The following is a 23,400-nucleotide window of genomic DNA, read 5'->3' on the forward strand; positions in this document are numbered from 1 at the left end:
CAAACAAGCAACGGTATCGCGACAAAAAAAGAGGGGTACGCGAACGTACCCCTCGAATATAGCCTATGCAGACGGAATGTCTACTCAGCGGTCTCCTCAGCAGGAGCCTCCTCGGCAGCGGTCTCCTCGACAGCCTCGACCTTCTTGGGAGCAGCGGCCTTCTTGGGGGCCGGAGCAGCCTTCTTGGCCTTAGGCGTGCAAGGCTCGGTGACGAGCTCCATGATAACGATGGGAGCGTTGTCGCCCTTGCGGTTACCGAGCTTCATGATGCGGGTGTAACCGCCGTTGCGGTCCTGCCACATGCCCTGAGCAGCCTTGTCGAAGATCTCGGCAACGAGCTGCTTATCGCCGAGCTTGGCGATAGCCAGACGACGAGAGTGCAGGTCGCCCTTCTTGGCCCAAGTGATGATCGGATCGACGACCGAACGCAGCGCCTTAGCGCGGGTCTCGGTGGTCTTGATGCGGTCGTTCTCGAAGAGGGCCTTAGCAAGGCTCTTCTTCATGGCCTTGGTGTGGCTCGCATCGGTGCCGAGCTTCAGGCCCTTCTTAACGTTGTGACGCATGGTCTAGTTTCTCCTCAAATATGCGAAGCATTAAGCCTTCAGGCTCAGGCCCATGGACTCAAGCTTGTCCTTCACTTCCTCGATCGACTTAACACCGAAGTTACGGATGTTGAGCAGATCGTTCTCCGAGAACTCAACGAGTTGACGGACCGAGTGAATGCTGGCGCGCTTAAGGCAGTTGTAGGAACGGACGGAAAGGTCCAGATCCTCGATCTGCTTGTCCAGCTCGGCGTTGTCGTTGGTGACCTCGGGAGCGAAGATCGAAGCCTCCTCCTCGACCTCGGGGGTCTCGGCAAGGTTCATAAAGGCAGCCATATGCTGGTTGATGATATTGGCAGCCTGGACCACGGCGTCGCGCGGAGCGATGGAGCCGTTGGTCTCGATCTCGAGGACAAGGCGGTCGTAGTCGGTGTGCTGACCGACACGGCAAGCCTCAACGAGCTTGGCGCAACGGGACACCGGCGAGTACAGCGAGTCGACGTGGATCACACCGATGGGATCGTTGTCGCGCTTGTTAGCCTCGCCAGAGACATAGCCGCGGCCATAGCCGATGCGCATGCTCATGGTGAGATGGCCACCCTCGGTAAGCGTAGCGATGTGCTGCTCGGGGTTGACCAGCTCAAACTCGGACGGAATAAAGAAGTCCGCACCGGTGACCTCGCAGGGGCCGTCAACAGAAATGGTGGCGGTCGCCTCGTCGGTCGTGCCGAGAGCCCTGAAGACAAGACCCTTGACATTCAGGACGATGTCGGTGACATCCTCGACCATGTTAGGGATGGTCATGAACTCGTGCTGTGCACCATCGATCTGAATAGCCTCGACGGCGGCACCCTCGAGCGAGGACAGAAGTACGCGGCGAAGGGAGTTACCCAGCGTATCGCCGTAGCCACGCTCGAGCGGCTCGACGGAGACACGAGCAGACGTCTCGTTGATCTCTTCGACCTGAACCTGAGGCCTAATGAATTCTGACATGTATTACCTCCAGCCTCAGCAGCCCGGATGGACTACTTAGAGTAGAGCTCGACGATGAGCTGCTCGTTGATATCACCGCTGATCTGCTCACGCGTCGGCAGAGCGAGCACGTTACCAGACAGCTTCTCGATATCGACCTCGAGCCAGCCAGGGACCTCAAAGCGCTCGGAGGAAATCAGGGCCTCCTTGATGGGGAGGAGGTCACGGAACTTCTCGCCGACAGCGACGACGTCGCCGGCCTTGACGCGGTAGGACGGGATGTCCACGCGCTTGCCGTTCACGGTGAAGTGACCGTGACGGACGGACTGACGAGCCTCTTTGCGGGTGCGGGCAAAGCCAAGACGGAAGACGACGTTGTCAAGGCGAGACTCAAGGATGATCATGAGGTTCTCACCGGTGACGCCGTTCATCTTGCGGGCCTTGTTGAAGTAGCCGTGGAACTGCTTCTCCAGAACGCCATAGATGAACTTGACCTTCTGCTTCTCGCGCAGCTGCATGCCGTACTCAGATTCCTTGCGACGGCGCTTGGGCTGACGGATAGATTCCTTCTTGCTGCTGTAACCGAGCTCAGCGGGATCGATCCCGAGCTGACGGCAGCGCTTAAGAACAGGAGTCCTGTCGATTGCCATATTGATACGATCCTTTCAGTTACACGCGGCGACGCTTCTTGGGGCGGCAGCCGTTGTGCGGAATGGGGGTCTTGTCCTGGATGCTCGAGACCTCGAGGCCAGCAGCCTGGAGGGAGCGGATGGCGGTCTCACGACCGGAGCCGGGGCCCTTGACGAAGACGGAAACCTTCTTCATACCGTGCTCCATGGCCTGCTTGGCAGCAGCCTCGGCAGCCATCTGGGCAGCGAACGGCGTGGACTTACGGGAGCCCTTGAAGCCCACCTGGCCAGCCGACTTCCAGGAAATGACGTTGCCCTGGGGATCGGTGATCGAAACGATCGTGTTGTTGAACGTAGAACGAATGTGAGCCTGGCCCACGGAAATGTTCTTACGGTCCGCGCGCTTCAGACGGGCAGCGCGAACGTTCTTCTTAGCAGTAGCCATCTATCTAGCGCTCCTTATTTCTTCTTCTTAGCACCGATCTGACGCTTCGGGCCCTTGCGGGTACGAGCGTTAGTGTGGGTGCGCTGGCCGCGGACCGGGAGGCCCTTGCGGTGACGAAGGCCGCGGTTGCAGCCGATGTCCATAAGGCGCTTGACGTTCTGGTTGCGCTCACGGCGGAGGTCGCCCTCAACCATGATCTGGTTCTTATCGATATAATCGCGGATGGCGTTAACCTCATCCTCGGTGAGGTCCTTAACGCGCGTATCCACGTTAACGTTGCACTCGACGCAGATCTTCGTCGCAGTGGTGCGGCCGATGCCGTAAATGTAGGTCAGACCGATCTCAACGCGCTTCTCACGCGGGAGGTCGACACCATTAATACGGGCCAACGTAGTCTCCTCTCTTAACCCTGACGCTGCTTATGACGGGGGTTCTCGCAAATGACGAGGACCTTGCCATGGCGCCTAATGATTTTGCACTTATCGCACATCTTCTTGACCGAAGGACGTACCTTCATCGTTCTTCCTTTCGGTAGCGCTCAAACTACTTCCCTACTATCTACTCGCCCAGCCGCAGGCGTTTAAAACTATGGCTGGTCTTCACACACAATCCGACCGTAGGTTGAGCTAAGCCTGCAGTCGGAAATGGAGTGCGTGTATGCGTGCCGCTATTTGTAGCGATAGGTGATGCGGCCGCGGGTCAGGTCGTACGGGGAAAGCTCCACGACAACCCTGTCACCGGGGAGAATACGGATGTAATTCATTCGGATCTTGCCAGAAATGTTGCACAGAACCGAATGACCGTTCTCGAGCTCAACCTTAAACATGGCATTGGGCAACGGTTCCTTTACCGTACCCTCGAGCTCAATTGCGTCTTCCTTCTTCACAAGCAATCATCTTTCTCTAGAAAACGACAGCGATTGAGTATTCTACAACACGTATGCACGCATCGTAATAACTTCGTAATGGCTCCACAACTAAGTGGAACTTGTTACATTTCTCCGCCTTGGAGCGAACACCAAGCACCCTGGGCATCCGTGGTGAGAATCACCGGACCGTCATTGGTAATGGCGACGGTGTTCTCGTAGTGCGCGGCGGGCAGGTGGTCGTTGGTCGTAACAATCCAACCGTCGGAGCCCGTGCTCACATGGTTGGAACCCATCGTAACCATCGGCTCGATGGCAATGACCATGCCGGCCTGGAGGCGAACGCCCCTCCCCTTCTTTCCATAGTTAGGAACGTTGGGGTCCTCGTGCATCACGCGGCCAATGCCATGACCCACATAATCACGAAGCACGCCGTAACCGTGAGACTCGGCAAGGGACTGAACGGCATAACCGACGTCCCCGATATGGTTACCGGGAACAGCCTGCTCGATGGCAGCCTTAAGGCAATCGCGCGTGACCTCGCACAAAGCCTTGGCTTCGGGCGTGGGGGTGCCGACGAAAAACGTCCATGCGTTATCGCCGACCCAACCGTCGACAACGGCTCCCGTATCGATGGAGATGATATCGCCATCGCGCAGAATCATGTCGGGGTTGGGAATACCGTGGACCACGGCATCGTTGATCGATGCGCAAATGGTCCCCGGGAACCCGCCGTAACCCTTAAAGGCAGGGGTGCCGCCATGCATGCGGATAATCTGCTCCGCGAGCTGATCGAGCTCAAAAGTCGAAACGCCGGGGCGCACCATGGCTCCAACGTGGCGGAGCGCCATCTTAGATAGCGCTCCTGCCTTCTTCATCTGCTCGATTTGCGTTGCAGACTTAATCTTGATCATAGACCGAGAGCCTCTTTGACATCCCCGTACACGGTCTCGCGAGCCTGGTCACCGTTGACCGACTTGAGCAGACCCTGGCCACGATAGTAGTCGACGAGCGGGCTCGTGGACTTCTCGTAGACGTCGAGACGGTTCTTGATGGTCTCGGGCTTGTCGTCGTCGCGCTGATACATCTCGCCACCGCACTTGGGGCAGGTGGCATCGGCAGCAGTGCCGGTGTAACCGCAGGCGCGGCAGGTGCGACGCGAAGACAGACGATCGATAATGACCTCAGGGGCCACATCGACCAGAAGGGCGCAATCGATCTCGCGACCCATGGCGGAGAGCTCGGAATCGAGCGTCACAGCCTGGGCGGTGTTGCGCGGGAAGCCGTCGAGAATGAAGCCCTGCTGGGCGTCATCGGCGGCAAGGCGCTCCTTGACAAGGTCGATCACGAGCTGGTCGGGAACGAGCTCGCCAGCGTCCATGTACTTCTTAGCCTGAATACCAAGCTCGGTGCCGCCCTTGACGGCAGCACGCAGCAGGTCGCCCGTGGAAATGTGGGCGACGCCAAACTCGGCGACGAGCTCCTGTGCGACGGTACCCTTACCGGCACCCGGAGCTCCGAGCAATACGAGGTTCATGAGCAATCCTCCTCTAGCCTATTTAAAGAATCCATCGTAATCATACATCTTGATCTGGCCTTCGAGCTTATCGACCGTGTCGAGCACGACGCCGACCATGATGAGGATGGACGTTCCGCCAAAAGCCTGGATCAGATGGTTACCCGTGAAGGAGAAGATGATCGAAGGCACGATGGCGATGAGCGCCAAAAAGACAGCGCTGGGAAGCGTGATCTTGTTGAGCGCGTTCTTGATGTAGGCCGCGGTAGCCCTACCCGGACGCACGCCCGGAATAAAGCCGCCCTGCTTCTTAAGGTTATCGGCCGTGTCATCGGGGTTGAACACCATGGAGGTGTAGAAGTATGCGAAGAACACGATGAGGACAACGTTAAGCACCCAGTTGAGCCAACCGGTCGAAAGCGCGGAGGCAACTGCCTGAATCCAGCCGATGCCGGGGAAGAACACGGCAATCTGAGCCGGGAAGTACAGCAGCGCCGAAGCGAAGATGATCGGCACGACACCCGCGGTGTTGACCTTGATGGGCAGGTAGGTGGTCTGGCCACCCATCATGCGACGGCCCACGACGCGTTTGGCGTAAGAGACCGGGATGCGGCGCTGGCCGCGCTCAAGGAAAACAATCAGCGGGATAACCAGCAGGATGATGGCGCAGATGATCACCATGGTGATGATGCCACCGGCATTGCCCTCGGTGCTGGAGAAGATCGCCTGCGGCAGACCGGCCATGATGTTCGCAAAGATGATCAGCGACATGCCATTGCCGATACCGCGCTGGGTGATGAGCTCACCAATCCACATGATCAGCATAGCGCCTGCGGTGAGCGTACCGACGATCATGAGGTCGAAGATGATCTCGGGAGCGCCGGCGCCATTGAAGCTGATGCCGAAGCTCTTAAAGAGGAAGAGGTAACCCACGGAGTTGAGGATTGCCAGAGCCAGGGTGAGGTAACGCGAATACTGCGTAATCTTGGTCTGACCGACCTCGCCCTCGCGGGCAAGCTCATGCAGGGAAGGCACGACGGCCTGGAGCATCTGGAGGATGATCGAGCTGGTGATGTAAGGCATGATGCCCAGCGAAAACACCGACACATAGCTCAACGCGCCGCCAGAGAAAAGATTCAGGAGGGCCATAGCACCTGCGGCGACCGAATTGTTATCGGTCGAGAAAAGGCCCAGCATCCCCTGGAAGGGAATGCCGGGCACAGGAACGTGCGCACCAATGCGGTACACGACGAGCATAGCTATGGTAAAAAGAATCTTTTCGCGCAATTCTTTGATGCGGAAAGCATTCTTAAGACCATTTAGCACGGCAGCTCGACCTTTCCGCCAGCGGCCTCGATCTTGGCCTGCGCAGAAGCGCTGACCTTGTCGACCTTGACCGTGAACTTCTTGGTGAGCTCACCATTGCCGAGCACCTTGACGGGCTCGAACTCGCTCTTGGTGATGCGAGCGGCCTTAAGAGCGGCACCGTCGATTACAGCGCCGTCCTCGAACTTACGCTCGAGACGCTCAACGTTAACAGCGGTGTACTCGATACGACGGGGGTTGCGGAAGCCCGGAAGCTTGGGCAGGCGCATAGCCAGCGGAGTCTGGCCACCCTCGAAGCCGGCACCCTTGGTGCCACCAGAGCGGGAACCCTGGCCCTTCTGGCCGCGGCCAGAAGTGGTGCCGTGACCCGAAGAATTGCCACGGCCGACGCGCTTACGGTTCTTGGTGGAACCGGGCGCGGGAGTAAGATCGTGAAGCTGCATTTGCTACTCCTCTACAATCTCGACAAGGTGCTTGACCTTGAAGATCATGCCGCGGACGGACTCGTTGTCAGCAATCTCGCGAACCTCGCGGATCCTGTGGAGACCGAGGGCACGGACAGTACGGACCTGGTCCTGCTTGCAACCGTTGGTGCTGCGGACCTGCTTGATCTTGATGGTGTCAGCCATGCTTAGTTCTCCTTACCGACGAACATCTCGGAGACCGTCAGGCCACGGCGAGCCGCGACGTCCTCAGGGCTGGAGAGCTCCTTGAGGCCCTCGACGGCAGCCTTGATGATGTTGAGGCCGTTGTCGGTACCGAGGGACTTGGACAGGACGTTCTTGATGCCAGCAAGCTCAAAGAGGGGACGCACAGCGCCGCCGGCGATAACGCCGGTACCCTCGACAGCGGGCTTGATGATGATGCGGCCGGCACCAAAGTGGCCGAGAACCTCGTGCGGGATGGTGCCCTGCTCGGTCACCGGCACGTGGAACATGTTCTTCTTGGCATCGAGAGACGCCTTGGAGATGGCCAGGGGCACCTCAGCGGACTTGCCCATGCCAACGCCGACGTTACCCTTGCCGTCGCCAACGACGACGAGAGCGACGAGGCTCATGCGACGACCACCCTTGACGGTCTTCGACACGCGGTTGATGTAAACGACGCGCTCCTCGAACTCGGAGGCCTCGCGCTGCTGCTTCTGATTACGAGCCATGTGCTACATACCTCCTAGAACTCGAGACCGGCGGCACGAGCACCGTCGGCGAGGGCCTTGACGCGGCCATGGTAGATACGGCCACCGCGATCGAAGGCGACCTTGGTGATGCCGGCCTCGATGGCGCGCTTGCCAACGAGCTGACCGACCTTCTCCGCAGCCTCCTTGTTCGAGGTGTGGGTGCCCTTGAACTCGGCCTCGAGGGTCGAGGCAGAGACGAGCGTCAGGCTGGAGCCCTTGCTGTCGTCGATGATCTGGGCATAGATGTTGGCGTTGGTACGGGTCACGCGAAGACGCGGACGCTCGGAGGTACCCGAGACCTTGCCGCGAACACGACGCTGACGACGCTTGAGGCCTTCCAGCTTCGCCTTATGCTTGTTCATACGTAAACTCCTAAAAAGGTTGATCTTGCCAGCACCTGACGGGGTGCTGGTCTTATGCGAGTGAGTCGGTTACGACTACTTGGCGGCCTTACCCAGCTTGCGGCGGATGTGCTCGCCAACGTAGTGGATACCCTTGCCCTTGTAAGGCTCGGGAGGACGATGGCCGCGGATCTCAGCGGCGATCTGACCGACCTGCTGCTTGTTGATACCCTTGACGTTCACGTGGGTGTTGTCGGGAACCTCGAAGGTGATGCCCTCGGGAGCCTCGACGATCACGGGGTGCGAGAAGCCCAGGGAGAACTCGAGGTTCTTGCCCTTCTGCTGCACGCGGTAACCGACGCCGGCGAGCTCGAGCTTCTTCTCGAAGCCCTCGGAAACGCCAACAACCATGTTGTGGATGAGGGCGCGGGTGAGGCCGTGACGGGCACGGGTCTCACGCTCGTCGTCGGGACGGGAAACGGTGAGGACGTTGTCCTCGACGTTGATAGCGAGCTTCTCAAAGACATCGAGCTCGAGCTGGCCCTTGGGGCCCTTGACGACAACGTTGTTGCCGTTGACTGCCACTTCGACTCCGGCGGGAATCTGGACAGGCTTATTACCGATACGAGACACGGTGATCTCCTTTCCTTCTACCTACCGAGCGAATTACCAGACGTAAGCGATGATCTCGCCGCCGACGTTGTGCTTGCGAGCATCGCGGTCGGTCATAACGCCATGGCTGGTGGAAATAATGGCGGTACCAAGGCCACCGCGGACGCGGGGCATGTCGGCAACGCCGGTGTACTTACGCAGGCCCGGCTTGGAAATGCGGCGGATGCCGTTGATGACCTTAGCCTTCTTGGGACCATACTTAAGCGTGATGTGCAGAGTCTTCTGGGGAACGGTGTCCTCGACATCGTAGCCCTCGATGTAGCCCTCCTCGTGCAGAACACGAGCGATCTCGACGAGTTTCTTGCTGCTCGGCATGGAGACCGTGGCCTTGTTCACAGAGTTAGCGTTACGGATGCGCGTAAGCATATCTGCGATCGGGTCTGTAAGGTTCATACAGATTCTCCTTCGTTCTTGATGAACACGTGCTCTTGGTTCTTCGCCGCCCTTAACGGCAAAGCCTTTTTAGCGCGTTTTCCCTGTTCCAAACTGATGCTTGAAACGCTGGTAGTGACTTACCAGCTGGCCTTCTTAACGCCGGGAAGCTCGCCCTTGAGTGCAAGCTCGCGGAAGCAGACACGGCACAGGCCGAACTTGCGGTACACAGAGTGCGGACGGCCGCAGCGCTGGCAGCGCGTGTACTCACGAGTAGAGAACTTCTGCTTGCGATTGCACTTGACGATCATCGATGTCTTAGCCACTTATATCCTCCTCACATAGAGTATTGTTCGCCCCAAGCGCCGCCCCCTTCTGGGAACGGCGCTCATAGGGCAGGTGAACCTATTTCTTGAACGGGAAACCGAAGGCGTCCAGAAGGGCCTTGGCCTCCTCATCGGTGTTGGCGGTGGTCACGAAAGTGATGTCCATACCACGCTGGTGATCGACGGAGTCGAAGTCGATCTCGGGGAAGATGAGCTGCTCGGTGACGCCCATGGAGAAGTTACCACGACCGTCGAAGCTCTTGGCGGAGATGCCGCGGAAGTCGCGGATACGGGGGATCGCGACGGAGGTCAGACGATCGAAGAACTCCCACATACGGTCGCCACGCAGGGTAACCTTGCAGCCGATCGGCATACCAGCGCGCAGGCGGAAGGTAGCGATGGACTTGCGGGCACGGGTGATCATCGGCTGCTGGCCGGTGATGGCGCGCAGGTCGCGCACGGCACCGTCGATGGCCTTGGAATCGGTAGCGGCCTCGCCGACACCCATGTTCACGACGATCTTCTCAAACTTGGGGATCATCATGACGTTCTCGTACTGGAACTTGTCCTGAAGCTGCTGCTTGACCTCGTTGTTGTACTTGGTCTTCAGACGCGGCACATACTTCTCTTCTGCCATTGTTCACTCCTTCTTGGGGTTTTAAGCACGGGGCGTGGCCACGATGGGTTGTCCTCGTGCCTCCTGGCTGCATCCGCGCCGCTCATGGCATTTCGCGGTTTGGACTCGACGCAGCAGGAGCCGACAAAACAATCGGTACTATACGCGCATCGGGAGCGTATTTCCAGAAAAACCTCGTCTGCCTGCACAACTCCACAACTCCCCCGCACATATTGATCCCTAGGGGACGGAGGAAAATGGCAGTTGCGGTGAAATAGGGACCGTTTGACGGCTTAACAGGCTTTAACAGTCCGTATTTCACCGCAACTCATATATGGGGATGCGATTAGCGCTTGCGGGGGACGAGCTTGGTGCGGCGCAGGTGGATCATCTCGGCAGCGATGGAGATGGCGATCTCCTCGGGGTCCTCGGCCTCGATGGCGACACCGATCGGCAGGTGCAGCTCGTCGATCTGGTCCTGCGTAAAGCCCTCCTGCTCCAGGCGGGCGCGCACAAAGGCCGTCTTGCGGCGCGAACCCAGACAGCCCAGATAGGCGGGCTTGGCGTGCATGGCCTGAATCACCACGTCAATATCGGACTTGTGACCCGCCGTGGCGACGACCACTAGGTCACGCGGGCCGATGGGGCACTGCTTGCTCAGGTTCTTGTAGTCGACCAGACGACGGTCGTAGACACCGGGCACCCATTCGGGGGTCAGTGTGCCGGGGCGGTCGTCGCAAGCCACGACGGCAAAGCCCGCCGCCGTGAGCACCCGCGCCGTCGCAGCACCCACGTGGCCGCAGCCAAAGATATAGGTCAGGCCCTCGGGGCAGAGCGTCTCGATGTGCGCCGCGGGAATCTCGGAGGCCGCGTTGGTGTAGGTGACCTTACTCCCCTCCTCCACCAGCGAAAGCTCGGGGCAGCCCATTATGGTGCGGCGCGACTCCTCGCCATGGTATTCGGCAACGTCGCCTTCATGCGCACTTGCGATAAACGGTTCAAAGTCGATGACGAAGTCGCCGATGCGCCGATAGGCCAAGACGTCGGCAACCGACTGGAACAACGGTGCCTGGGTCGCATCCAGATGCAGGTAGCACAGGCAGATGGCTCCGCCGCAAATCATGCCGGTATCGGAGTTCTCGCCGCCCATGGTGTAGCGGACCAGACGCGATTTACCCCCGGCCAGCAGCTCGCGCGCCTCGTCCAGCGCAAAGAGCTCAATCTTGCCGCCGCCGATAGTGCCCGCTTGGCTGCCATCGGCAAAGACAGTCATCCATGCGCCCACACCGCGCGGGGACGACCCCGCCGTACCGGCCACTACCACCAGCTCGCACGTCTCGCCAGCACGCAGGGCGGCAAGCGCCGCATTCACAACATCGAGCTTTTCCATTGCCGCCTTCTATCCTCTAAAGACATCGGTGAGCATAGCGAGTGCCTCGAGCACGCCGCCGCCGACCGACGTCGCTTTGTCCGAAATGTAGTTGATATAGCTGGCATCGCCGCGCGGATCGACATCGGCGCATTTAAAGCCCTCAGTCACCTGCACGCCGTTCGCCAAAAGCCCGCGCAGACAGCCATCGATCTGCGTGCACATGGGCGTATCGCCCGCGTAGCCAATCACGTCTCCGGCGCTCACGATGTCGCCGATTGCGCGGTCGGACCGAAACACGCCGGCGGCGGGGCTGTGGATGACTCGCTCCTTGCCATAGCCGGCGATGACGCCCGGCACGCCCGTGTTGGGCTGGGGCGAACCTTGGGTAATGACACGGCCCAGGAAATGCCCGCGCATGGTCTCGACCACGGCGTCGCAGTCAACCGGCGCGGTAAAGCCCGGCCCCACGGCGATGACGGCAGGCGCCATGTCGCACGTGGTACCTAGGTTGCGCTTGGCCAGAATCGCGTCGACCACGGCAGAGGGTTTCAGCTCGCCGAGCATCTTGGCCTGGGGGTCCACCACAACGGCGACGTCTCCCGCTTGGGTAATCTCGAGCGCCTCAGCCGGCGTCTGTGCCAAGCGAGCGTGAATGCCTTCGACCTCGACCTCGCCCAGGCGAATGGCCTCGCAAAAACTGATTGTGCGGCGGATGCACGTGGGGACCGCGATATCGGCCATAACGACCGACACGCCGGAGCGCACCAAGCGAGCGGCGACGCCCGTGGCGATATCGCCAGCGCCGCGAACATAAACGAGCATTCCCGGGGCACCTCCCTGTGCTACGGTTTGATCAGAGCAAAAGCGGTTCGACCGCTACTCTGATGATTATTTATTATCACAGTATTATACGGCGGTGAACAGATGGAAACGGTTAGCGGCAATCTTGCCTCGGCGCTCAGGATCGAGCCGGGCATTACCGCGATTATCGGCAGCGGAGGCAAGTCGACCTTGCTCAAGACGATGGGTCTCGAGCTCATGCGCGCTGGCGGCCGCGTGCTCCTCTGCACCACCACGCATATGTTTCCCGTCGCCGGCGTGCCATGGGACGGGTCGAGCCGTCGCCTGGACGCCGCGCCTTGGAAGCCGGGCGCCTTACACACCCCAGGCTGCACCTGCGAGGCCCGCGCGGGCCTTGCGCGCGGAAGCATCTGCCAGGCAGGCGTCTTGGACCCGGAGACAGGCAAGCTCTCCGCCCCCGCCGAGCCGCTCGGCGAGCTGGCGCAGCGCTTTAGCTACGTCTTGGCTGAAGCGGACGGCAGCAAGCGGCTCCCGCTCAAGGCCCACGCCGCCTGGGAGCCGGTAATTCCCGCCGCCACGGCAAACGTTGTCTGGGTCGTCGGCGCCTCGGGGCTCGGCAAGCCCATCAACGAAGCCGTCCACCGCCCCGAGCTCTTTTGCGAACGTTGCGGCTGCGAGCTCACCGACATCGCCACGCCCGAGCGCGTCGCCCAGGTGCTCAATGCCGAGCTGCAGGGGCTGGGGCTCGACGCCGCGCGCATCATGCTCAACCAAGTCGACACGCTCAGCGACCCCACGATGGCCGACCGCTTCGAGGCAGCTCTCGACCGCCCCATCGTCGCCACCAGCCTCCAGGGGTAGCTAATTTGGGACGGGGCTCTTTTAGCTACCCCGGCGGCCTTCCTGTTAGCGGGGCACGTAGCGACCGGGCTGGGCCCCGGTGGGCTCGCCGTCGCGCGCGGCCAGCACGCCGTTCACAAACACGGCCTTGGCGCGGCCGTGTGCCTCAAAGCCCTCGAGCGGCGTGTAGTCCACAGCCTGATGCTGCGTCGCGGCACTAATTGTCCAACGCGCCTTGGGATCCCACACGCACACGTCGGCATCGGAGCCCTCGGCAAGACAGCCCTTGCGCGGATACATGCCAAAGACGCGCGCCGGGTTCTCGCTCATCAAGCGGCACAGATCCTCAGGACCCAGCTGTCCCTCAAAGCTCGTAGCGATCGCAACGGGGCGATGCTCCACACCGGGCCCGCCGTTGGGAATCGCGCGGAAGTCGTCACGCCCGCGGTCCTTTTGCCCGTGCAGATTAAAGCTGCAGTGGTCAGTGGCGATGGTATCGATCTCGCCGGCCACAATCGCCTCGCGCAGGGCCGCACGGTCGCCGGCATGGCGCAGCGGCGGGCTCATCACATACTTGGCACCCGCAAAGCCGTCCTCGCCCTGCTCCAAGTAGCAAGTATCGTCGAGCATCAGATACTGAGGACAGGTCTCGACATAAATATTCTTCTGCCCGCGCGCCTTGGCAGCGCGAATGGCCTCGAGCCCCAGCCTGGTCGAAAGGTGCACCACGTTGACCGGAGCATCCCCGGCCAAGTGAGCCAGATACAGCAGCCGGCTCACTGCCTCGGCCTCGCACACATCCGGACGGCTGAGCGCATGGCCCTCGGGCCCGTGGATACCCTGCTTAAACACGCGCTTCTGCAGTTCATTCACCAGCGTACCGTTCTCGCAATGCACGCACAGGATACCGCCCAGGCGCTTGAGCTCCTCGAGCACCTCGAGCGTCTCGGCATCGTCCAGGCGCAGATGATCGTAGGCAAAGTAGGTCTTGAATGACGATACGCCCGCCTCGCGCATGGCCGAAAGATCGGCGCGATTGCGCTCGTTCCACTCGGCGAGTGCCATATGAAAAGCGTAGTTGGCCGTGCAGGTTCCGTCGGCACGGCGATGCCACTCGGCCAAGGCATCGGGCATGGTCACGCCGCGATCGGCCGTGGCGTAGTCCACAATGGTCGTCGTACCGCCGCAGGCAGCCGCACGCGTACCGGTCTCGAAGCTATCGGCCGTCCAATCCATGCCGGTCCAGCACTGCATGTGCGTGTGGGCATCGATAAAGCCGGGGAACACCCAGCAGCCCGCGGCATCCTGGACGGTATCGCCCTCGGCCGGCTCAATCGCCGCGGCGATCCGCACGATCTTATCGCCATCCATGGCAAGATCGGCGCGGCGAAGCCCCTGGGGCGTCACGAGCGCGCCGTTTTTGATGATGATCATAATTGCTCCTTATTGATTGATGCAGTTTGCCACGTGATCAAAATACGAGCAGGCGGCGATATGCTCCGTTATGCGCCGCTGTCCCTTGGCGGTATCGACATCCCACAACTCGTACGCACGCGCCTCGACCAGCGCAACGTCGACGCGACCTTTGAGGATCGAACCGCCGCCGTCCTTACCCTCAAGACACATAAGTGCATCGAACAGTTCCGCCGGAAAGAGCACCGGGCTCGAAGGCTCACCGTTGCACGCAAGACGCACCGGATGCTTGCGGCCACGCTCGTCAAATGCACGAACCATAGCCTCAAAAGAATCCGAACTCACGAGCGGTTGGTCGCCCGGCAAAAAGAGGCAACCTTTCCAGTTGCGTTCGACTCCCCACGAAAGGCCCGCACGGACGCTTTCGCTGCGCAGCTCGCCATCGTGCAGCACGCACGGGCAATGCTTGTCATCACAAATCTGAGCGACCTCGGGCCAACGCGTCGAAACCACAACGTCAAAGCCCCGGGGAACCGAATCAATGGTCCGGGCAATCAGCGGCTCGCCATAGATATCGGCGAGCATCTTGTTAGAGCCAAACCGCTTGCCCTCGCCCGAAGCCATAATGACGCAACCAAGTTTCATGGCGATACCTCCCCTGAAACCATCGTACCCATAACTCGCGCCGCGGGACACCTGCATCGAAAGCGCTTATCCTGCACGCCCGCGATGCAAAAAAGGGGGCACCCCGCCGGTTGGCAGAGCGCCCCCTTATATGGCTTACCTCAACCCGGCTTTAGGCCTGGAACCAACGGGCGGTGTTGCGCTCGTCGAGGGCCTTAAGGGTAGCAGCGGGATCGGCAACCTTCTGCAGGAACATCATGGCTGCGATGGCGTACGGCTTGTAGCTGGCCTCCTTGTACATACCCACGCGGTGCATGTCGAAGACGTCGGCGTTGACCTCGCCGTGCTCGCAGGAGACACCGGAGATGTCGGCGGGCAGCGGATGCATAAAGATGGTGTCCTGGCCGTTGGCGGTCTTCTCCATGAGCTCGGTCGTGGAGCACCAGTCCTGATGGGTGGCGTTCTGGGCGAGCAGCTCCTTCTCGAGTGCTGCGATGCCGGCGTCGTCGCCCTCGGCGTACAGGTTGGTACGCTTCTCCATGGCGGCAAACGGAGCCCAGCTCTTGGGGATCACGATGTCGGCGCCCTCGAAGGCCTCGGCCATGGTGTTGACCTGCTTAAAGGTGGTGCCGGACTCGGCGGCATAGCCCTTGGCGCGCTCGACGACCTCGGGCATGAGGTCGTAGCCCTCGGGGTGGGCCAGGGTGACGTCCATGCCAAAACGGGGCAGCAGGCTGATCAGCGACTGCGGGCAGGACAGCGGCTTGCCGTAAGAAGGCGAATAGGCCCAGGTGACGGCAACCTTCTTGCCCTTGAGGTTCTCAAGGCCGCCAAACTCGTTGATGAGGTAGAGCATGTCGGCAGAGGACTGCGTGGGGTGATCGGAGTCGGACTGCAGGGAGATGAGCGTGGGACGGTGATCCAGAACGCCGTCCTCGTAGGCCTGCTGGACAGACTCGGAGACCTCGGCCATGTAGGCGTCGCCCTTGCCGATGTACATGTCGTCGCGGATGCCGATGACGTCGGCCATGAAGGAGATCATGGTAGCGGTCTCGCGGACGGTCTCGCCGTGAGCGATCTGGGACTTCTTCTCGTCCAGGTCCTGCAGCTCAAGGCCGAGCAGGTTGGCTGCCTTAGAGAAGGAGAAGCGCGTACGGGTGGAGTTGTCACGGAACAGGGAGACGGCCAGACCCGAATCGAAGATCTTGGACGAAACGTTGTTCTCGCGCAGCTCGCGCAGGGCGTCGGCGACGATGTAGAGCGCCTTGAGCTCATCGGTGGTCTTATCCCAGGTGTGCAGGAAGTCGCTGCCGTACATGCCCTTAAAATCGAGGCCGTTCAGCTGCTCGACGAGCTCGGTAAACTTGGCGTCCATGTAAATATCCTTTCCAAAGATGAAACGATTGCAATGAGTAGATGTGCTCCGGCATGCGCGTGTGGCTAGAACATGCAGAGCACTATGACGAGGACCCGCTACCGTTGAGGAAGCATGGGAGATAACGACCGCGGGCCCCAAGTCAACAGGGGGTGCCGGGGACACGAGCTGTCCCCGGCTCAACAAGATCGAGGAATGGGACTAATCGATCTTGTTGTTGGTCAGACCGGCGCGGAACACGGTGGCGTCGCCATCGGCCTGGCTCGGATCGTAGAGGTTCAGGGCAGCCACATACATGGCGGCAGCGGTGACCAGGTCGTCCTTGTAGGTGACCTCGTTGGGAGCGTGAGCCTGAGACTCGGCACCCGGGCCGAAGCCGACGCAGGGGATGCCATAGCGGCCCTGGATGGAAACGCAGTTCGTGGAGAAGGTCCACTTGTCGCACAGCGGACGACCGGTGCGCTTGTCCATGCTGGGCTCGCAGCCGATGCGCTCGTCACCGAACATGGCCTTGTGGGCGTCGACGAGGGCCTTGACGTGCGGAGCGGTCTCCTTGTTGATCCACGTGGGGAAGTAAGCCTCGGTCTCGTAGACCTCGCCGGTCCAGGACGGACGGTCGTACATGTACATGGAGACCTTCACGTCGTCGCCGTACTTCTTGGCAGCCGGCAGGTTGCGGATCTCGTCTAGGCAGGACTCCCAGGTCTCACCGGCGGTCATGCGACGGTCGATGGAGATGGCGCAGGAGTCAGCCACGGCGCAACGGCTGGGGCTGGTGTAGAAGATCTGGCTGACGGTGCAGGTGCCGCGGCCCAGGAAGCGGGCATCCTCGAAGTGCTCGGGGTTGTACTTGGGGTCGAGCATCTTGACGAGGCCCTTGATGTCGGTCGACTCGTCGCAGCCGTTGTTGTTGAGGGCGCGGACGTCGGCGATGATGTCGGCCATCTTGTAGATGGCGTTATCGCCGCGGTCGGGAGCGGAACCGTGGCAGGAGGTGCCGTGAACGTCGACGCGGATTTCCATGCGGCCGCGGTGACCGCGATAGATGCCGCCATCGGTGGGCTCGGTGGAAATGACGAACTCGGGCTTAATGCCGTCCTTGTTGTAGATGTACTGCCAGCACATGCCGTCGCAGTCCTCTTCCTGGACGGTGCCGACGACCATGATCTTGTAGCCCTCGGGGATGAGGCCCATGTCCTTCATCATCTTGGCAGCGTAGGTAGCAGAAGCCATGCCACCCTCCTGGTCGGAGCCACCGCGGCCGTAGATGATCTCGTCGGTCTCGTAGCCCTCATAGGGATCGGCATCCCAGTTCTCGATGTTGCCGATGCCGACGGTGTCGATGTGGGAGTCGATGGCGATGATCTTGTCGCCCTCGCCCATAAAGCCCATAACGTTGCCAAGGCCGTCGACCTTGACCTCGTCATAGCCAAGGTTCTCCATCTCGGCCTTGATGCAGGCAACAACCTCACCCTCCTCGCAGGACTCAGAGGGATGGGAGATCATAGCGCGCAGGAAGCGAGTCATATCAGCACGATGGGACTCCGCAGCAGCCTTGATAGCGTCGTAATCGAGTTCTTTAGCCATTGTTCATAACCTTTCAAACGAAGGAATCTACCTGTGAGGTGGCGGAGCGATACCTATTTACTCCGCCCCAACGATTAGCAAGTGGGATATTCGCCTTCCCAAACAATTCGACGATACTGGTCGGGGTCCGTGTCACCTTCCGTGGAGAAGCAGAGCACGGAGCTCGTCTTGTCCAGGCCGATGAGCTCCTTGAGCTCGGCGTACTCGGGATCGAGCATAAGGGTCTCGACCAGACCGGTGGTCACGGCGCCGGACTCGCCGGAGATAACGCGCGGGTCGCCCTTCTCGGGAGCGCCCAGGGTGCGCATGCCGCGAGCGGTGACCCAGTCGGGGCAGGACACGAAGGCGGTGGTGTGGTTGCGCAGGATATCCCAACCCAGAATGTTGGGCTCGCCGCAGCACAGACCGGCCATGATGGAGGGCATGTCGCCGTCCACGATGCGCGGGTCGCCGTCGCCGGCGGCAGCGCCCTTGTACAGGCAGGCGGCCGGTGCGCACTCGACCACGACGAAGGTGGGCGGGTTATCGGGATACAGGTTGGTGAAGTAGCCCACCACGGCGCCGGCGAGCGAGCCCACGCCAGCCTGGACAAAGACGTGCGTCGGGCGGTTGATGGCCATCTCGCGCAGCTGCTCGGCAGCCTCGGAAGCCATGGTGCCGTAGCCCTCCATGATCCAGGACGGGATCTTCTCGTAGCCCTCCCAGGCGGTATCCTGAACGATGACGCCGCGCTCGCAGGCGTCGGCCTCGGCGGCGGCCATGCGCACGCACTCGTCGTAGTTGACCTCTTCGATGGTCACCGTGGCGCCCTCGGCGGCGATGTTATCGAAGCGGGGCTTGGTGGAACCCTTGGGCATGTGCACGACGGCCTTCTGGCCCAGCTTGTTGGCAGCCCATGCCACGCCACGGCCATGGTTGCCATCGGTAGCGGTAAAGAAGGTGGCCTGGCCAAAGTCCTTGGCAAGCTGATCGGAGGTCAGGTAATCGAAGGTGCACTCGGCAACGTCCTTGCCGGTCTCGTCGGCAATGTAGTTGGCCATGGCAAACGAGCCGCCCAGGACCTTAAAGGCGTTGAGGCCAAAGCGATAGCTCTCGTCCTTAACGCACAGGTTGGACAGGCCCAGGCGCGCGGCCTGGCCGTCCAGGCGGGCAAGCGGAGTAACGGTGTACTGGGGGAACGACTGGTGGAAGGCGCGGGCCTTCTTCACGTGGTCGAGGCTCATGATTCCCAAGTGCTTATCATCGCTCTTGGGCATCGTGTTGCCCGCCCACTGGATCTTATCGGCCATACGGTGAACTCCTTAAGTCCTCTCTTGCCGGCCCCCGCATACGCGTTTCAGCCCGATCCCATTCACACGGCTGAACTTTTATGTGGATGCCAAACAAAAAGTTTGTTAGCACTGTTCTATCACACTTTTTGATTGGAAAACCTAACAAATTGTTTGTTGCCGTAATCGGTACCTTTTCGCCGCCGAACGGTCACATAACACAGCGACGCTTTCGTTATTTGCGAACAAGTGGGGTTTATGGCACAGTGAGCCCAAACTAATTTTTAGGAAGGCACCCATGACCCCCGCACAGATTGAGTTCTACAAGCGCCTTGCACACGGCCTGGCGCTCCAATTTGGCCCCAACTGCGAAATCGTCGTCCACGATCTGGAGACCGATGACGTGGACCACTCCATCGTAGTGATCGAAAACGGCCACGTCAGCGGGCGCAAACTGGGTGACGGCCCCAGCCATATTGTGCTTGAATCCATGCACGAGGGCACCGCCGACGTGCACGACCGCGAGCCGTACCTCACCAAAACCGCCGATGGCAAGCTGCTCAAGTCCTCGACCATCTTTATCCGCAACGACGAGGGCAAGCCCGTCGGCATTTTGGGCATTAACTTTGACATTACGCTCATGAAAGCTTTTGAGCGTTCGCTCGACGCCTTTACCGGCACCGGCGGCACGGGCTACACCGAGCCCGAGCCCATTACCAAGAACATCGGCGATCTGCTCGAGGACCTGCTGCACGAGTGCGAGCAGTTTGTGGGCAAGCCCGCGGCGCTCATGACCAAAGACGAGCGCATTCGTGCCATTGGCTACCTCGACCGTCGCGGCGCCTTCCTCATTTCCAAGTCGAGCGAACGCGCCTGCGAGTTCTTTGGCATCTCCAAGTACAGCTTCTATAGCTACCTCAATGAGGCCAAGGCGGCGGCCGACGACAAGTAGGCACTCGCCTAGATTGCCCCTCCCCTTTTGGGCGCGAGTTCTGGAAAGCTCGAATCCAAGACCGAACCGCTTGGGAAGTTCCATATAATCGATGTCATTAGTATTTCGAAAGGGTGGAACAGAATGGCGTTGAGCAAGGCATCATGCACCGGTCGCGGATTGATTCCGGCAATTGGTGGACATGTGCACCGCATGTTCGATGAGGGTGAAGACGACCTGTTTTCGCTGAGCCTTGACGACGTGATGGATGATCGCCCGTGGACCGCCGACGAACTCATGGGTGGCGGGGCTCGCCCGTCAAGCCCCAATCCCGCACTTGCGCCTAAGCCCGCATCTGCGCCGACTCCTGCGCAGCCGCCTGTTTCGACGCCCGCGCCTACGCCCGCACCCATTTCGGCGCCCACGCCTGCTCCCCGCCCCGCAAGCGACCCGTCCGAGACGGCGGCATTTCTCGCTGCAGCGACGCGGAGCAAATCGGCCGACAGCACCGTTATGTACAGCGCCCAGCAGTTGCCTGTTCCTGCGGCACGCAAGCCTCCGGTCACAAGGCTCGATGAGCCCGTTGCCCATCAGGTTGCCTACGATTCCTGGGCTGCAGCCGATCTGGATGAGACCTCTACCGGCATGCCGGCGCTCGACGTTCCAGTTAACCCGCTTTTTGCCGCCAACACGAGCGCCGCGGACTATGAGGGCGGTGCGGCATATTCCGATTATTCCGATGGCTACGCTGGCACCGGTCGCATCGAGACCGAGGATTATGGCACCGCATCGAGCGATTATCTCAACGATCCGTACGCTGCCACGCCTGCACCGGAATATGACCCGGAGGCCGCGTCCGCGCCGGCGTATACCAAAAGCACGGGCGAAGAGCGCTTTGCCGATTATTACGCCGAGGAAAAGGCGCTGCGTTTCTCGGAATTTCCGCAGGCAGTCAAGGTTGCCTTTATCGCCATTGTCATTGCCCTGCTCGGCGTCATTGCGTTTGAGGGATTCCGGCTGTTCTCCGGCCCCACCCAAGCGGAGTCGGAGACCCAGCAAAAAGAGGACGATGACGAGTATCTGGACATCAACACCCTCAAGGGCGACCCCAACGACGGGGACGATGAGTAGCGAGAGCTGAAGGCGGCCGCAGGATCCCGCATCCAGCACCGGCTTCTAAGTGCTGTTTTGTCATCCAGCTACACTTTTCCGAAGTTTTAAGGTGCCTATTTCGACACTTTTCCGTACTTTTACACGGCTGATTTCGACACTTTTTCTGATTTAAGCCTAGCGACAGCCGGCGAAATCAAGCGCCGCCCGCGCGTCATTTCGCAAGCGGTGCCTGATTTCTGTCCGTACACGTTGATAGACTCCATCGTGCCCGCAAGGAGCGGGCGTGTTTTATCCAGAGTCGGGGTAGAGAGTTGGCTCCACGATTCCGACGCCAACCGGCCAAGAGGCACGGTGGCCCTGCCAACATCGATGAAAGGAGTCCGTATGGACAATTTCTCTGTGCGCAGCGAGCGTAACTTCCACAACCTGATCGTCAAACCGAATCACATGCATCTTCTGGATAAGCCAAATGGCTACGCCTCGGCCATGATCAAGAGCAGCCTCTCCCACCAGATGCGCTTTACGGTACAGAAGCTCGAGGAAAAGCTCTGTGCTGCTGGCAATCCGCATGTGTTGCAGATCAAGCCACTCGGAGACGACTCGCGTGAGCCATCTAGCCGGAAGCTCTTTGCCGACGGCGCGTGCATCGCGGACGGCTCGGTCGACTTTGCCCGCAAGTATTTCTGCGAGAGCGCCGAGGTGTTCCTGGATCTGTGTCGCGATGCCGTCGACGCAGCCGAGCTACGCCAGTGGAGTCAGAGGGAGTACGAGCTGCTGAGCGTGGCGCGCGGGATCGCGGGGGCGTAGGCAGACAGACCAGACAGCTCGTCATACTGGTTGACGCTTCGATTCAAACAGCAGGGCGGGCTCGCGCTTACAGCCCCGCCATGCCAAACCGAATGGCGTTCTCAAAAGGCCTACCCCCTCCGCCTTCAGCTTTAGCAGCAGGTCGCCCAGCTCGGAGCACTTGCTGGAAAGGCGCGTCTGAGCTCGCTCGCCCATCCCCCACCGTTGACGGACCTCCTGGGCGCGCGGGCTCACGCGGTAGTCCCCGTCCATCATCTGCTTGAGCAGCTTGGCGGTCACGCGCGCATCGGCTAGGGCGCTGTGGGCGTGACCCGTCGACTCGTCGAACTCGATGCCAAACCACGTCGCTGCGTCACTCAAAGAGACGCACCCGTGGCTGCTCATGTCCATGATCGAGGTGTAAAACGCCTGCAGGTCGGCCCAGTCCGTAGGAAATGCGGAAAGATCGATGTGCTTTGCTTGACACTCGATCAAAAGCTGTCGACGATCCGCCCCGCTCCAACAGACCACCTGGGCGGAGTAGCGCCCGATCCAATCGCTGAGCCTTTTGATCACCATGTAGAGCGGATCGGCCATCGCGGTGCCCACGGCCGATATCCCTGTGAGCTCGCGGACGGGGAACGCAACGCCTTCGGTAAATTCCGTCTGTACAAACTGCGAGAACTCGCCCATAACGTTGCCGTGGTAATCGAGCTTGACGGTGCCGGCCTCGATAATCTCATTGCACAGTCCACGGCGCTGACGCTGCTTTGGCACCGGCGCAAACTCAAAGTCCAGCACAATCTGGCGCGCAAAGTTCGTCGTATCGATAGCCGAGATACACGGCGTCTTTTCAGCTGACACGGTTGGGCCTTTCTCCGTCAACTGCCGCTCGTTACATAGGCGGCTACATTGCCGTAAGGATAGGCGCCCGTGCGGACACAAAAGCGGGACGCAATGCCACGCGCGCCAGGCATACGCCATGCAGACGGCCCCAAGAGAATCGCCCGCTCTATTCAAATGCCTGAAAAAGATTTAGGCCCGGTGACTTGAATCAGAGGTCATCCCGGGCCCATCAGAGCTCGTAGAGCTCTTGGTTGCTTTGGTCTCGCTCTTCACGGCGCTTATCGAACTTTCCGAGGCACTCAAGCAGCATTCGAAGCATAAAAAGAGGGGTCGACGCCGTTAAGGCATTGACCCCTTAAACTGAGTAACGGCGCTGCCCAGCTCTTCACTACTTGGGCTGCCGTCGACTTTATTCTACCCACGGGTGCCAGGTTTAACAAATGGATTTTCGGTAACGAGGCCTCGGCAACCGCCGCCTTGATTGGCGACCCATGCTCTGCCACAGGCCGAGGGTTGTCGAAAAGTCGAACATTATAGCTACCCATAATATAGCCAGCTATAACGTCATTCGACGACCGGCGCAAACGCCCACGCGGACACGAAATGCGCTGCGGTGCCATTGGGGATTATGGGATGCGCTTTCCG

Annotated in this window: 30 protein-coding genes; 4 read left to right on the forward strand and 26 right to left on the reverse strand. The window is 60.3% G+C overall.

Annotated elements, in window-relative coordinates; genetic code table 11:
* Positions 1 to 80: 80 nt before the first annotated feature.
* From rplQ to yqeB, 20 genes are all read right to left on the reverse strand, one after another.
* On the reverse strand, positions 81 to 563 hold the full coding sequence (rplQ, locus tag DW112_RS01125; protein WP_089573564.1) for a 50S ribosomal protein L17: 483 nt from the start codon (positions 561 to 563) through the stop codon (positions 81 to 83).
* Between the two features lie 30 nt (positions 564 to 593).
* Positions 594 to 1,535: a DNA-directed RNA polymerase subunit alpha gene (locus DW112_RS01130; RefSeq protein WP_006235276.1), complete on the reverse strand. Its 942-nt coding sequence runs from the start codon at positions 1,533 to 1,535 to the stop codon at positions 594 to 596.
* Between the two features lie 32 nt (positions 1,536 to 1,567).
* Positions 1,568 to 2,164 carry a 30S ribosomal protein S4 gene (rpsD, locus tag DW112_RS01135; protein ID WP_006235275.1) on the reverse strand — a complete coding sequence of 199 codons (597 nt, stop codon included), beginning with the start codon at positions 2,162 to 2,164 and terminating at the stop codon, positions 1,568 to 1,570.
* 19 nt (positions 2,165 to 2,183) lie between these two features.
* Complete coding sequence (gene rpsK / locus DW112_RS01140) at positions 2,184 to 2,588, reverse strand: 30S ribosomal protein S11 (RefSeq protein ID WP_006235274.1); 405 nt, start codon at positions 2,586 to 2,588, stop codon at positions 2,184 to 2,186.
* 14 nt (positions 2,589 to 2,602) lie between these two features.
* Positions 2,603 to 2,977 carry a 30S ribosomal protein S13 gene (gene rpsM / locus DW112_RS01145; RefSeq protein ID WP_022094275.1) on the reverse strand — a complete coding sequence of 125 codons (375 nt, stop codon included), beginning with the start codon at positions 2,975 to 2,977 and terminating at the stop codon, positions 2,603 to 2,605.
* Positions 2,978 to 2,991: 14 nt separating this feature from the next.
* Positions 2,992 to 3,105 (reverse strand): 50S ribosomal protein L36, encoded by a 114-nt coding sequence (gene rpmJ, locus DW112_RS01150; RefSeq protein WP_006363204.1) that lies wholly within the window; start codon positions 3,103 to 3,105, stop codon positions 2,992 to 2,994.
* Between the two features lie 150 nt (positions 3,106 to 3,255).
* Positions 3,256 to 3,474 (reverse strand): translation initiation factor IF-1, encoded by a 219-nt coding sequence (gene infA / locus DW112_RS01155; RefSeq protein WP_035137443.1) that lies wholly within the window; start codon positions 3,472 to 3,474, stop codon positions 3,256 to 3,258.
* Positions 3,475 to 3,578: 104 nt separating this feature from the next.
* Positions 3,579 to 4,367: a type I methionyl aminopeptidase gene (gene map, locus DW112_RS01160; protein ID WP_006235270.1), complete on the reverse strand. Its 789-nt coding sequence runs from the start codon at positions 4,365 to 4,367 to the stop codon at positions 3,579 to 3,581.
* The gene (locus DW112_RS01165) at positions 4,364 to 4,990 is read right to left on the reverse strand and encodes an adenylate kinase (protein ID WP_006235269.1); all 627 of its coding nucleotides are present in this window, start codon (positions 4,988 to 4,990) and stop codon (positions 4,364 to 4,366) included. The genes map and DW112_RS01165 overlap by 4 nt, the downstream gene beginning before the upstream one ends.
* Before the next feature lie 18 nt (positions 4,991 to 5,008).
* Positions 5,009 to 6,295 carry a preprotein translocase subunit SecY gene (gene secY, locus DW112_RS01170; RefSeq protein WP_035137447.1) on the reverse strand — a complete coding sequence of 429 codons (1,287 nt, stop codon included), beginning with the start codon at positions 6,293 to 6,295 and terminating at the stop codon, positions 5,009 to 5,011.
* Positions 6,289 to 6,738, reverse strand: coding sequence for a 50S ribosomal protein L15 (gene rplO, locus DW112_RS01175; protein ID WP_006235267.1), 450 nt, complete (start codon positions 6,736 to 6,738; stop codon positions 6,289 to 6,291). Before rplO ends, secY begins: the two co-directional genes overlap by 7 nt.
* Before the next feature lie 3 nt (positions 6,739 to 6,741).
* Positions 6,742 to 6,924, reverse strand: coding sequence for a 50S ribosomal protein L30 (gene rpmD / locus DW112_RS01180; RefSeq protein ID WP_006235266.1), 183 nt, complete (start codon positions 6,922 to 6,924; stop codon positions 6,742 to 6,744).
* Between the two features lie 2 nt (positions 6,925 to 6,926).
* Complete coding sequence (rpsE, locus tag DW112_RS01185; protein ID WP_055252236.1) at positions 6,927 to 7,451, reverse strand: 30S ribosomal protein S5; 525 nt, start codon at positions 7,449 to 7,451, stop codon at positions 6,927 to 6,929.
* 14 nt (positions 7,452 to 7,465) lie between these two features.
* A complete protein-coding gene (rplR, locus tag DW112_RS01190) occupies positions 7,466 to 7,834 on the reverse strand; it encodes a 50S ribosomal protein L18 (protein ID WP_006235264.1) in 369 nt (122 codons plus the stop codon).
* Positions 7,835 to 7,909: 75 nt separating this feature from the next.
* The gene (rplF, locus tag DW112_RS01195) at positions 7,910 to 8,446 is read right to left on the reverse strand and encodes a 50S ribosomal protein L6 (RefSeq protein WP_006235263.1); all 537 of its coding nucleotides are present in this window, start codon (positions 8,444 to 8,446) and stop codon (positions 7,910 to 7,912) included.
* Positions 8,447 to 8,479: 33 nt separating this feature from the next.
* On the reverse strand, positions 8,480 to 8,878 hold the full coding sequence (gene rpsH, locus DW112_RS01200; RefSeq protein ID WP_006235262.1) for a 30S ribosomal protein S8: 399 nt from the start codon (positions 8,876 to 8,878) through the stop codon (positions 8,480 to 8,482).
* Positions 8,879 to 8,997: 119 nt separating this feature from the next.
* The gene (locus tag DW112_RS01205; RefSeq protein WP_022094280.1) at positions 8,998 to 9,183 is read right to left on the reverse strand and encodes a type Z 30S ribosomal protein S14; all 186 of its coding nucleotides are present in this window, start codon (positions 9,181 to 9,183) and stop codon (positions 8,998 to 9,000) included.
* Positions 9,184 to 9,262: 79 nt separating this feature from the next.
* On the reverse strand, positions 9,263 to 9,820 hold the full coding sequence (rplE, locus tag DW112_RS01210; protein WP_006235260.1) for a 50S ribosomal protein L5: 558 nt from the start codon (positions 9,818 to 9,820) through the stop codon (positions 9,263 to 9,265).
* A gap of 325 nt (positions 9,821 to 10,145) precedes the next feature.
* Positions 10,146 to 11,189, reverse strand: a complete 1,044-nt coding sequence (locus DW112_RS01215) for an XdhC family protein (RefSeq protein ID WP_118328174.1) — start codon at positions 11,187 to 11,189, stop codon at positions 10,146 to 10,148.
* Between the two features lie 9 nt (positions 11,190 to 11,198).
* Positions 11,199 to 11,993: a selenium-dependent molybdenum cofactor biosynthesis protein YqeB gene (gene yqeB / locus DW112_RS01220; protein WP_118328175.1), complete on the reverse strand. Its 795-nt coding sequence runs from the start codon at positions 11,991 to 11,993 to the stop codon at positions 11,199 to 11,201.
* A 102-nt stretch (positions 11,994 to 12,095) separates the two neighbouring features.
* Here yqeB and yqeC point away from each other — a divergent pair, with 102 nt between their 5' ends.
* A complete protein-coding gene (gene yqeC, locus DW112_RS01225) occupies positions 12,096 to 12,833 on the forward strand; it encodes a selenium cofactor biosynthesis protein YqeC (RefSeq protein ID WP_118328176.1) in 738 nt (245 codons plus the stop codon).
* 45 nt (positions 12,834 to 12,878) lie between these two features.
* Here yqeC and hydA read toward each other — a convergent pair whose 3' ends face one another.
* The 5 genes from hydA to dpaL all read right to left on the reverse strand — a co-directional run bounded on the left by hydA (position 12,879) and on the right by dpaL (position 19,100).
* Complete coding sequence (gene hydA, locus DW112_RS01230) at positions 12,879 to 14,246, reverse strand: dihydropyrimidinase (RefSeq protein WP_118328177.1); 1,368 nt, start codon at positions 14,244 to 14,246, stop codon at positions 12,879 to 12,881.
* A gap of 9 nt (positions 14,247 to 14,255) precedes the next feature.
* Complete coding sequence (locus tag DW112_RS01235; RefSeq protein ID WP_158571716.1) at positions 14,256 to 14,870, reverse strand: nucleotidyltransferase family protein; 615 nt, start codon at positions 14,868 to 14,870, stop codon at positions 14,256 to 14,258.
* 151 nt (positions 14,871 to 15,021) lie between these two features.
* On the reverse strand, positions 15,022 to 16,224 hold the full coding sequence (gene ygeW, locus DW112_RS01240; RefSeq protein WP_055252229.1) for a knotted carbamoyltransferase YgeW: 1,203 nt from the start codon (positions 16,222 to 16,224) through the stop codon (positions 15,022 to 15,024).
* Positions 16,225 to 16,425: 201 nt separating this feature from the next.
* The gene (locus DW112_RS01245; protein ID WP_118328179.1) at positions 16,426 to 17,811 is read right to left on the reverse strand and encodes a YgeY family selenium metabolism-linked hydrolase; all 1,386 of its coding nucleotides are present in this window, start codon (positions 17,809 to 17,811) and stop codon (positions 16,426 to 16,428) included.
* Between the two features lie 74 nt (positions 17,812 to 17,885).
* The gene (gene dpaL / locus DW112_RS01250; RefSeq protein WP_055252227.1) at positions 17,886 to 19,100 is read right to left on the reverse strand and encodes a diaminopropionate ammonia-lyase; all 1,215 of its coding nucleotides are present in this window, start codon (positions 19,098 to 19,100) and stop codon (positions 17,886 to 17,888) included.
* A 277-nt stretch (positions 19,101 to 19,377) separates the two neighbouring features.
* Between dpaL and DW112_RS01255 the strand changes: the two genes are divergently transcribed.
* The 3 genes from DW112_RS01255 to DW112_RS01270 all read left to right on the forward strand — a co-directional run bounded on the left by DW112_RS01255 (position 19,378) and on the right by DW112_RS01270 (position 21,930).
* Entirely contained in the window at positions 19,378 to 20,031 is a 654-nt protein-coding gene (locus DW112_RS01255) for a transcriptional regulator (protein ID WP_118328180.1), read from the forward strand.
* Between the two features lie 123 nt (positions 20,032 to 20,154).
* Positions 20,155 to 21,141, forward strand: coding sequence for a hypothetical protein (locus DW112_RS09920; protein ID WP_158571717.1), 987 nt, complete (start codon positions 20,155 to 20,157; stop codon positions 21,139 to 21,141).
* Between the two features lie 366 nt (positions 21,142 to 21,507).
* Positions 21,508 to 21,930 carry a hypothetical protein gene (locus tag DW112_RS01270; protein ID WP_118328183.1) on the forward strand — a complete coding sequence of 141 codons (423 nt, stop codon included), beginning with the start codon at positions 21,508 to 21,510 and terminating at the stop codon, positions 21,928 to 21,930.
* A gap of 21 nt (positions 21,931 to 21,951) precedes the next feature.
* Here DW112_RS01270 and DW112_RS01275 read toward each other — a convergent pair whose 3' ends face one another.
* On the reverse strand, positions 21,952 to 22,773 hold the full coding sequence (locus DW112_RS01275; RefSeq protein WP_158571718.1) for a 3'-5' exonuclease: 822 nt from the start codon (positions 22,771 to 22,773) through the stop codon (positions 21,952 to 21,954).
* Positions 22,774 to 23,400 lie beyond the last annotated feature (627 nt).

It is taken from the genome of Collinsella sp. AM09-41 (genome assembly GCF_003473245.1).
GTDB lineage: Bacteria > Actinomycetota > Coriobacteriia > Coriobacteriales > Coriobacteriaceae > Collinsella.